The organism is Halanaerobium sp. DL-01 (assembly GCF_003338615.1).
Taxonomy (GTDB): Bacteria; Bacillota; Halanaerobiia; order Halanaerobiales; family Halanaerobiaceae; genus QPJE01.
The window spans coordinates 1-9132 of the sequence record NZ_QPJN01000051.1 but is presented as its reverse complement, the minus strand read 5'-3'; the positions used below and the strand labels follow the sequence as shown (position 1 = coordinate 9132).

9 protein-coding genes, 3 tRNA genes, 1 other RNA gene and 2 pseudogenes are annotated in these 9132 nt (G+C 34.5%); 8 read left to right on the top strand and 7 right to left on the bottom strand.

All coding sequences use genetic code 11. The features are described from left to right. A partial coding sequence (locus tag DER71_RS11330) for a transposase (protein WP_147269421.1) occupies nt 1-131 on the bottom strand: 131 nt, incomplete at its 3' end. A gap of 49 nt (nt 132-180) precedes the next feature. Between DER71_RS11330 and DER71_RS11325 the strand changes: the two genes are divergently transcribed. Further along, nucleotides 181-708 carry an HDOD domain-containing protein gene (locus DER71_RS11325; RefSeq protein WP_369834991.1) on the top strand — a complete coding sequence of 176 codons (528 nt, stop codon included), beginning with the start codon at nt 181-183 and terminating at the stop codon, nt 706-708. A 215-nt stretch (nt 709-923) separates the two neighbouring features. Here the strand turns inward: DER71_RS11325 and DER71_RS11320 are convergent, their stop codons facing one another. From DER71_RS11320 to DER71_RS11300, 5 genes are all read right to left on the bottom strand, one after another. Beyond that, entirely contained in the window at nt 924-1409 is a 486-nt protein-coding gene (locus DER71_RS11320; protein WP_114457105.1) for a nucleoside deaminase, read from the bottom strand. A 199-nt stretch (nt 1410-1608) separates the two neighbouring features. Continuing rightward, on the bottom strand, nt 1609-2544 hold the full coding sequence (locus DER71_RS11315; RefSeq protein WP_199505527.1) for an ABC transporter permease: 936 nt from the start codon (nt 2542-2544) through the stop codon (nt 1609-1611). Between the two features lie 26 nt (nt 2545-2570). Next, nucleotides 2571-3656, bottom strand: a complete 1086-nt coding sequence (locus DER71_RS11310) for an ABC transporter permease (protein ID WP_199505526.1) — start codon at nt 3654-3656, stop codon at nt 2571-2573. Beyond that, nucleotides 3653-5176, bottom strand: coding sequence for an ABC transporter ATP-binding protein (locus DER71_RS11305; RefSeq protein WP_199505660.1), 1524 nt, complete (start codon nt 5174-5176; stop codon nt 3653-3655). Before DER71_RS11305 ends, DER71_RS11310 begins: the two co-directional genes overlap by 4 nt. Before the next feature lie 65 nt (nt 5177-5241). Then, complete coding sequence (locus DER71_RS11300; protein ID WP_114457103.1) at nt 5242-6129, bottom strand: BMP family protein; 888 nt, start codon at nt 6127-6129, stop codon at nt 5242-5244. Nucleotides 6130-6412: 283 nt separating this feature from the next. Between DER71_RS11300 and DER71_RS12410 the strand changes: the two genes are divergently transcribed. Next, on the top strand, nt 6413-6535 hold the full coding sequence (locus tag DER71_RS12410) for a hypothetical protein (RefSeq protein ID WP_255416509.1): 123 nt from the start codon (nt 6413-6415) through the stop codon (nt 6533-6535). On the opposite strand, the pseudogene DER71_RS12310 reads toward DER71_RS12410, so the two are convergent. Beyond that, a pseudogene (locus DER71_RS12310) lies at nt 6483-6726 on the bottom strand (IS1380 family transposase); the annotation flags it as partial. The gene DER71_RS12410 and the pseudogene DER71_RS12310 sit on opposite strands and share 53 nt — an antisense overlap. A 298-nt stretch (nt 6727-7024) precedes the next feature. Here DER71_RS12310 and DER71_RS12305 point away from each other — a divergent pair. The 6 genes and pseudogenes from DER71_RS12305 to ffs form a co-directional block, all read left to right on the top strand. Continuing rightward, nucleotides 7025-7147: pseudogene (locus DER71_RS12305) on the top strand (IS3 family transposase); the annotation flags it as partial. 761 nt (nt 7148-7908) lie between these two features. After that, nucleotides 7909-7985: transfer RNA gene (locus DER71_RS11295), tRNA-Arg, on the top strand. A 17-nt stretch (nt 7986-8002) separates the two neighbouring features. Continuing rightward, nucleotides 8003-8476, top strand: a complete 474-nt coding sequence (tadA, locus tag DER71_RS11290) for a tRNA adenosine(34) deaminase TadA (RefSeq protein WP_114457102.1) — start codon at nt 8003-8005, stop codon at nt 8474-8476. Then, nucleotides 8463-8552 (top strand) — tRNA-Ser (locus tag DER71_RS11285). The genes tadA and DER71_RS11285 overlap by 14 nt, the downstream gene beginning before the upstream one ends. A gap of 54 nt (nt 8553-8606) precedes the next feature. Continuing rightward, nucleotides 8607-8698: transfer RNA gene (locus DER71_RS11280), tRNA-Ser, on the top strand. A gap of 24 nt (nt 8699-8722) precedes the next feature. After that, nucleotides 8723-8988, top strand: an RNA gene (gene ffs / locus DER71_RS11275) — signal recognition particle sRNA large type. The last annotated feature ends 144 nt before the right edge of the window (nt 8989-9132 follow it).

Sequence of the window (9132 nt, the reverse complement as noted above, 5' to 3'; positions counted from 1 at the left end):
CGCCAGCGGGTTAAATTACTGTAATTTATCCCAAGATCATCAGCAATTTCTTTTACTGTCTTATTTGAATTTATACTGAGTTCAACAGCATCTTTTTTGAATTCTTCAGTGTAACTTCTTCTTTTTCCCATTTTGGGCACCTCCTGAGTTTATTATATATCTTAACTCAGTGTCTTACAAATTGGGGGAGGGTCAATAAAACAGGATTTATCTATGACTTACAGCCTTTTGAGACTTGTAAATTCTGCTGCTTATGGTTATAATATAAATTCTATAAGACAGGGGATAGTACTTTTAGGAATAGATAGACTCAAAAAATGGAGTCTTCTTTATTCATTTAAAAATTTAAGCAGTAATAAACCAGATATCTTATTAAAAACTTCATTAGTTAGAGCCTATTTTGCTGAATCATTAAAAACACATTTAGAAATTGAAGATGATTTATTTATACTAGGGATGTTTTCTTTAATTGATGCCTATTTGGATAGAGATCTAGAAGATATACTTAAACAGGTTTCAATGAAAACTGAATTTAAAGAGGCTTTAATTTCTGGAGAGGGTAAACTGGGTGATGTTTTAAAAATTATTGAGATTTACGAAAAGTCAAACTGGAAAGAGCTAAAAAATTTTTCTTTAAACCACAGTCTTATTTTTGAAGATTATCTTAAAGCAATTGAAAAAGCTGAAAAAATTTTTGAGATTACTTAAAACTATATTTATGGTAATGTTGTTTGCTTGAATATCTCCCACCTTTGTCATTACCGATTTGAAATATTTAATCAGACATCCTGACACTCCCTAAAATAGCAGCTATTATAACTATTCTTGATATATGAAGTTCTTTCCTGCAAATATGATAGAAAACAATTTACGCTGAATTCGGTGAGTAAAAAGTTCAAGTAAGTTTTTTTGATATATATTTTTTAATTCCCAAAAAAGTCTTTATAAAATCGACTTAATTCAGTTTTTAATTCAGGTATTGGTCCTATTACTTCAATATCTTTTTGACCGCTCTGAAAGACTTTTCTGCAGGGAAGATCAAGGGTTGGATTTTGTTCATCATTTCCAGTTATTTTTAATAATTTTTTTTCAGAAAGGCCAAAAACCACTCGACCAACATTTCCCCAATAGATTGCACCTGAGCACATAGCACAAGGTTCAACTGTTGTATAGAGTGTACATTCTTTCAAAATTTTTTTATCATATTTTTTTGAAGCCTGGACCATGAGCTGAGTCTCTGCATGTCCAGTACAGTCTGATTCAGTTATTTCAATATTTTCCTGCCTTAAAATTATATTACCAGCTTGATCAACTAATATAGCTCCAAAAGGCATATTATTATGTTTTACAGCAGCTTCTGCTTCTTTAATACTTTCCTTTAAATAATAAGTATGATCTTTCCAGCTCATTTTAGAAATAACTCCTTTTAATATTTAATTATTTAGATTTTTAATCAAATGATTGAACTGCGAAAAGTCAATTTTGGTCATTTTAACAATTTGACACTCTTATCATAATAGGGATTGTGAAATTCAAAAATTGCTGATTAAGACTTTTCGTAGTGTAGCCATTAAATACATTCTTAAATATTTATTTTTAGAGATTGCTTTAACCCTTAAATTCTCTGTCATACGGTACAGTTAATGCTGTAGGTTCAGCAAATTTTTCATGTGATAAAGCTAGCACTATAATAATTAAAAGATAGGGAAAAATAACTGTTACCTCATAGGGGAAAGTACTTCCAGAAATTTGATACCAGCGCTGAAATCCATTTGCTATACTAAACAGCATTGCACCTTTTAATATTCCAAAAGGCTTCCATCTGCCGAAATAAACCAAAGCAACTGCAATAAAACCTCTGCCTGCAACTAAGTCATTTGCAAACATATTTGCCTGAGCAACAGAAAGATAAGCCCCTCCTAAAGCAGCAAGCATACTTCCTAAAATTACACATTGATATCTTATTTTATTTACATTTGTCCCCATAGTATCTGCTGCCCTGGGAGTAGAGCCAACTGCTCTAACTTTTAAGCCCCAGGATGTTTTATATAAAACATACCAAGAAATTGGCACCAGAAGAAAAGCTAAATAAACAAGTATATTGTGAGAAAATAATAGTTTGCCTAAAATTGGAAGTTCACTTAAAAACCCCAGGTGGAGATTAGGTAAACCAGCTATATCTTCCACTCCACCAATAAAAAGTCGAAATAAGGTCCCGGCAACTCCCCAGCCAAACATATAAAGTCCAATTCCACTAATTCCTTGTTTAGCCTTTAAAGTTACGCTGACAAAGGACATTAAAAGTCCCATTAAAGCACCAACGAAAACTGCCAAAATAATACCTAATAAAATACTCTCATAGGCCCAGGCAAAATAAAAGGCGACAAAGGCACCCAACATCATTATTCCCTCGACTCCAAGATTTAAGACTCCTGATTTTTGAGAAAACATTTCACCAATAGCGGCAAATAAATAAGGGGCAGAAACTGCAATAGCTACAGTTAAAATTCTTAAAATTAAATTTAAAATTTCATTAATTGCCATGAAATAAACCTCCAGAATTAGTTTTTTTAATTATTTTGCATAAGAAAGCCGAGAAACTTCTTTCTATACTTTGGATTTTCCAGCAGCAGGTTACTTGATACAACTGCTAAAATAACCAGTCCCTGAATACTAATTACCAGGGCAGAAGGTATATTAACTGCTCGCTGCATCATTTCAGCGCCTATTAATAAAAGTCCAAAAAAGAAGGAAGCAGGAATTACACCAATTGGGTGTAACCTTCCAAATAAAGCAACAACAATCCCACTAAAACCATAATTAGCTGAAAGTCCTTCCAGAACCCGGTGGTGGACTCCAATTACTTCAATTGTTCCAGCAATTCCGGCCATTCCACCTGAAAGTACCATAGCAAGTATTAGATATTTATCGACTTTTATTCCTGCATAATTTGCCGCTTTTGGTTCTTCGCCAACTGCTCTTAATCTAAAGCCAAAAGTAGTGCGCCATAATAAAAAATAAACTAAAATTGCAATTATAAGGGCAATAAAAATACCTGAGTGAATTCTCTGTCCCTGCTGAATTAAACGTTCAAAGATTGTTGAATCAGGCATTCTAGCAGTTTGAGGTACCCCAGTACCCCAAGCAATCTCTGAAGGATCAATCAGGGGACCCCTTATCAGGAAAAGATATAACTGAAATGCTATGTAATTCAACATTACTGTACTTAAAACTTCATTAACTGACAGCTTTGCTTTCATCCAACCAGCAATCCCACCCCAAATGCCACCAACAGTAAAGCCAACTAAAATAATAATTGGTATAGCAATAGCCTTAGGAACACCTGGAATTGCCAGAGCAGCAGCTCCAGCTGCAACTGCTCCCAGCTGAATTTGACCTTCACCACCAATATTAATCATTTTTGATCTGAAAGCAATTGAGATTCCAATTCCAACCATCATCAGTGGTATTGATCTCACTAAGGCTTCTGAAAGTCCATAGACACTGCTGATTGGTCGAATAATCATTGCCTGATAAGCTACCAAAGGATTTACACCAGCAATTAATAAAATTATACTACCAAAAAGTAAAGCAACTATGAATGAAATTGATAAAACTAATATATTAAAAAGTATTTTTATGATGTTATTTCTCAACGCGAACCCTCCTTAATTCCAGCCATTAATAAACCTAGCTTTGATTTATCTGCTTCAGCTGTATCAATTACATCTAATATTTGACCTTCATAAATTACTGCAATTCTGTCACTTAAGTTTATTAATTCATCAAGTTCTTCAGTAATTAAAAGAATTCCCATATCATTATCTCTAGCTTCTAATAACTTCTCATGTATATATTGGACTGCAGCTATATCTACTCCTCTAATTGGATATGAAGCAACAAGGGCATCAGGTTCTCTTTTTAATTCCCGTGATAAGATTAATTTTTGAATATTACCACCAGATAAAGCATGAGTAGGTGTATTTATATTAGGACATCTTACATCATACTCATCAACTGTTGATTTACAGTAATCTTTAATATAAGTCCTATCAAGCAAAAATATTTTGCTGAAAGGGCTGCGTAAATAATCTTTTAAAATTAAATTTTCTTTGACTTTAAAACCTGGAATAGTTCCCATATGTAGGCGATCTTCTGGAATATAGCCCATTCCTTTATCTATAATAGATTGAACAGATTTATTTGCAATACTTTCACCTTTAAATCTTATATCTCCCTTGTAAATTTTTTGTAGACCAGTGATTGATTCTGCCAGTTCTTTTTGTCCATTTCCCGAGACACCAGCTATACCAAGGATTTCTCCTTTTCTAATTGTTAAATTTACTCCTCTTAGAGCATCTAGTCCGCGTTCGTTTTTAGCCCATACATTTTCTAGCTCAATAATTGTATTCCCAAATTTATTTTTTCTTTCTACAGTTGGTAATTCTACATCATGACCTGCCATTTTTCGGGCTAGCTGATTGATATTAGTTTTAGAAATTGGGGTTGAAAACACATTTTTTCCATTCCTTAAAACTTCAACTCGATCACTAACATTCATGACTTCATTTAATTTATGAGAGATAAAAATAACTCCCATGCCTTCCTTAATAACTGACCTAAGCCATTTAATTAAATCATCTGTTTCCTGAGGGGTTAAAGCAGCAGTTGGTTCATCTAAAACTAAGATATTGGCATTAAAATAAAGAGCTTTAATTATTTCAACTTTCTGTCTCTCACCCACACTTAGGTCAGAAATTAAAAGAGAGGAGTCAATATTGAGATCATGTTTTTTTGATAAAAGCTTAATTTTTTGAGCAACGTTATCCAGATCCATTGAAAACTTACTTTTAAATTTTATTCCAAGGGCTACGTTCTCGGTTACAGTTAGAGAAGGAACTAACATAAAATGCTGATGGACCATACCTATTCCTAAATCCAGAGCTTTCTTAGGAGAATCAATTTTAACTTCCTGATCATTAATTAAAATTCTACCACTGTTTGGATGATAAAGCCCATAAAGTATATTCATTAAAGTTGTTTTACCTGCACCATTTTCTCCAAGTAGAGCAAGGACTTCACCAGATTCTACCTTTAGATGAACATCTTTATTTGCTATAACTCCTGGAAATTTTTTAGTTATATTGACCATTTCTAAAGATTTAATTTTATCCATCAATCTGCCTCCTAAAACAATTCAAATAGGCCCTCCCAGATGAAGCTTCCAGGAGGGTTTTGATTTTAATTGATTTCTATTTCTATTTCACCGGACTTTAATTTTTCAATATTTTCATTAATTAATGCATGCAGCTCATCATCAATCAGATTATCCAGATTTTCATTAAGCTTATAGCTTAAAAATCCATTTTCAAATGATAAGGATAGATGCTCTCCACCATAAACTCCGTCAGCTCTCGCATTAATCATATATCTAACTACTTCTTTAAAATTAAGCACTTGAGATGCTATTACAGTATTTGGTGCTAGACTGCTCTGATCAACATCTGTAGATAACCAGTAAACGCCTGCCTCTTCAGCTGCTTTGATTGCTCCAACAGTCTGCTGAGCTGAACCAGTTAAAACATCAGCACCTTCAGAAATCTGGGTTTCAGCCATTTCTCTGGCAGCAACAGTATCTCCAAAACTACCTGTATAACCAACTTTTATTTCAACATTAGAACTTACTGATTTAACTCCCTGTATAAAGCCTGTATTATATTTAATTGCATCACCTGCTTCAACAGGACCTACAATGCCAACTATGCCGGTTTTAGTTACATGGGCAGCGATGATTCCTGATAAATAGGCTCCTTCTTCAGCATTAGGATCATAAGCATAGACATTATTATGCATAGCATTATATGCTGTACCGTAAGCAAAGGTAGTATTTGGGAAATCTCGTGCTACATCATCAACAATATTTTGATACTGGGCTCCGTGAGCTATAACAATATCATAATTTGGAGCATACTCTCGCATAGCTGAACCAACCTGCACAGCATCATATAGGTTTTCACTGTAAGAAATTTCTGAAATCTTTTTTTCTCCTAATTCTTCTTTTAAGCTAATAACTCCATCATACATTGCCTGACTCCAGGCCATATCGTCAATAGTACTGGGGAATATCATAGCAATACTAACTGCTTCATCTTCCTATAACTAATAATTGGAAATAGAGGTGAAATAATATGAGTGATAAAAAATATGTTTATATTAGAATTTCCAGTAAAGAACAGAATCCGGCCAGATAGGAAGATGGACTTTTAAAAGCTGGTGTTGAAAAAGATTATATTTTTATTGATAAAATGAGTGGGAAGGATTTTGACAGACCCGAGTATTAATTAGTTAAAAGACTGCTTAAAAAGGATGATGTTTTATTAAAGATTTGGATCACCTGGTTAGGAACTGCAGAATGATTAAAGAAGAGTGGAAAGAGATCACGATGGATATTGGAGCAGATATAATAGTTTTCGATATGGATCTTTTAGATACCAGCTTTCAGGTAGAGTTTCAATACAGGATTTTAAAAAATTAAGGAATTCATGATTGCTGTGATGAGTACCTTCTTCCAGTGTCAGGTTAAGTAATTCATCAGTTTTAGATATGATTCCAACTTTTTTTTAAAGAAGGTCTGCCTTTATATCTTGGATTATATCCATTTGCAGAACCTTCCTGATTACCAAAAACAGTACAGACTGTATCATCAAAATCGAGTATTACTTCTTTAGCAGGTTTTATTTTTATAAAATTTGCTTATGATTATAATAAATTACCCATTTGGGTAATTTATTTTTTATATTAATAGTAATATAATTATGGCAATCTATGATTTTATCCAGAACCACAGAGAGCGATTTCCCGTGTTCCCGTGACGAAAATATACCAGGTATTAGAAGGTTTCCAGTCTACTTTCTATGACTGTCTGGATAGAAAACCCAGTCAAAGATAACTTAAAAACTATAAACTAAAACTAAAAATAGCTAAAATACAATGGCAGCATAGCGGCTGCTATAGGAAGCCAGGCAAGACAGAAATTTTTAAATATATAGCTGTTTATCACAACAGAATCAGAATGTATTCGGCGTTAAATTATAAAAGTTTAGAAGATTATGAAAACGACAGGAAATTGCCTAAACTTTGTGTCTAATTTAATGGGGGAAGCTTATTTTTTCTTTCATAAATAGAAAAGCTCTAACTTTAATAAAGTTAGGAGTTTCCCCAAAATTTATTTTCAAGCTGCAAAAAGGGGGCTTTAGTCATCAACGAAATTTTTAGATTTATCTAAAACTCAATTCGGGTGTGAAATAGGGCACACTAATCAATGAGTCCTCCTGACTCATGATTAGCTCACTCCATCCTGCAGTTCAACCCTATTTCTTCCTTCATTTCGTTAAGATTCATTGACTAAAAATTTCAATATTCCTGCATCTCCCTTTTTTGCAGCAGTATATAAAAAATGGGGAAAGTCTAGTTAATAAAGTTAGGTGAAATATTCAAATTATTGTGATATAATTAACAGATTACTACAGTTTAAAGTAAAATTAGGTAATCAAACTATAATTATGGAAACTTTTAGTCAAAAACCACCATTCAATCAGAAACAAAAATCTTGACTTTTCAACCCCAATAATGTAGTCTAGAAACTACGGAAGGGGTTTTGCAGGATTAAAAGTGTTAATACCCTAAAAGATCAGACGCTTTTCAAATTTTAATACTGGAAATTTCACTTCAATAACTCTAAATATTTTTTAAAAATGGCCTTTTTTATTGTCTTCAAGACAGCTTACTAACTCAAACAGCTTACAAAGGCTGTCAGATCAATGAATATAATTTTTTCTCACAAATTCCTTGACGATAATAAGAGCAGCTGTTATAATATTTATTGTTGCTTAAGAGAAGTTTTAGCTTGCGCCCGTAGCTCAACTGGATAGAGCGATTGACTACGGATCAATAGGCTGAGGGTTCGAATCCTTCCGGGCGCACCATTTATTTAGGAGTTTTTATGATTTTTTCTAATGAAGATAAAAAATATATGAAAATGGCCCTGGCAGAAGCCAGGAAAGCGCTAGAGTATGATGAAGTTCCAATTGGTGCAGTTGTTGTTTGTAATGGAAAAGTTGTTGGTAAGGGGTTTAATCTCCGGGAAAAAACCCAGGACCCAACTGCCCATGCTGAGATGATTGCTCTGCGTAAGGCTGCCGAAAAAAAGGTCAGCTGGCGGCTTGAAGACTGCCAGCTTTATGTAACTTTAGAACCATGTCCGATGTGTGCCGGAGCAGTGCTTCAGGCCAGGATAAAAAAGCTTATTTTTGCTGCCAGAGATCCCAAGGCTGGGGCTGTAAAAAGTCTTTATCAGCTGCTTGATGATTCGCGAATGAATCATCAGATAGAAGTTGTTGAAGGTATTATGGAAGAAGAGTCAGCACAGCTTCTAAAAGATTTTTTCCGTGATTTAAGAAAACGGAAGGATGGGTGAGTCTGGCTTAAACCGCTCGACTCGAAATCGAGTAGGCTTTACTGCCTCGAGGGTTCAAATCCCTCTCCTTCCGCCATTAGATTTTATCATTCATAGAATTATATATAAATTTTCAAAGTAGAGACTTTACGGAGAGGTGTCCGAGTCTGGCTTAAGGGGCCCGCCTGGAAAGCGGGTGTAGGCTCACGCCTACCGAGGGTTCGAATCCCTCCCTCTCCGCCATTTAAACTAAAATATAAGATTTGGCCGCACTAAATGGGGTGGTAGCGGTACCCTGTAACCTGCAACCCGCTATAGCAGGATTGAAGCCGTGGCTGAGGGTTTTGTCTTTCAGGGTCTGGCCCTAAAAAGTAGTGTTGACAATTGGGTCTTGCGCAATGGAGCCTTATGAACCCCGTCAGGTCCGGGAGGAAGCAGCGGTAAATAAGTGTCTTCATGTGCCGCAAGGGTGCCTGATTCGAGCCAACTATTAGGGTAACGCCTGGAAGATAAAATTCGAAGCAGGTGTGCGGTCATTTTTTTAACACCCGGAGTTGAGGGTGTTTTTGTTATATTATATAATGATTGTAACACAAAAAGCATATAATATTTTCCAATTTACATGTTTCAAATACTAAAATAAGTCTTCTAAACACAACAATAAAAGCATTTAAAAC

Coding starts and splice junctions, on each gene's coding strand:
- DER71_RS12410 (WP_255416509.1), top strand. CDS start 6,413: ATGATTAAAGAAGAGTGGAAAGAGATCACGATGGATATTGGAGCAGAT.
- DER71_RS11305 (WP_199505660.1), bottom strand. CDS start 5,176: ATGGATAAAATTAAATCTTTAGAAATGGTCAATATAACTAAAAAATTT.
- DER71_RS11320 (WP_114457105.1), bottom strand. CDS start 1,409: ATGAGCTGGAAAGATCATACTTATTATTTAAAGGAAAGTATTAAAGAA.
- DER71_RS11315 (WP_199505527.1), bottom strand. CDS start 2,544: ATGGCAATTAATGAAATTTTAAATTTAATTTTAAGAATTTTAACTGTA.
- DER71_RS11300 (WP_114457103.1), bottom strand. CDS start 6,129: ATGATATTCCCCAGTACTATTGACGATATGGCCTGGAGTCAGGCAATG.
- tadA (WP_114457102.1), top strand. CDS start 8,003: ATGATTTTTTCTAATGAAGATAAAAAATATATGAAAATGGCCCTGGCA.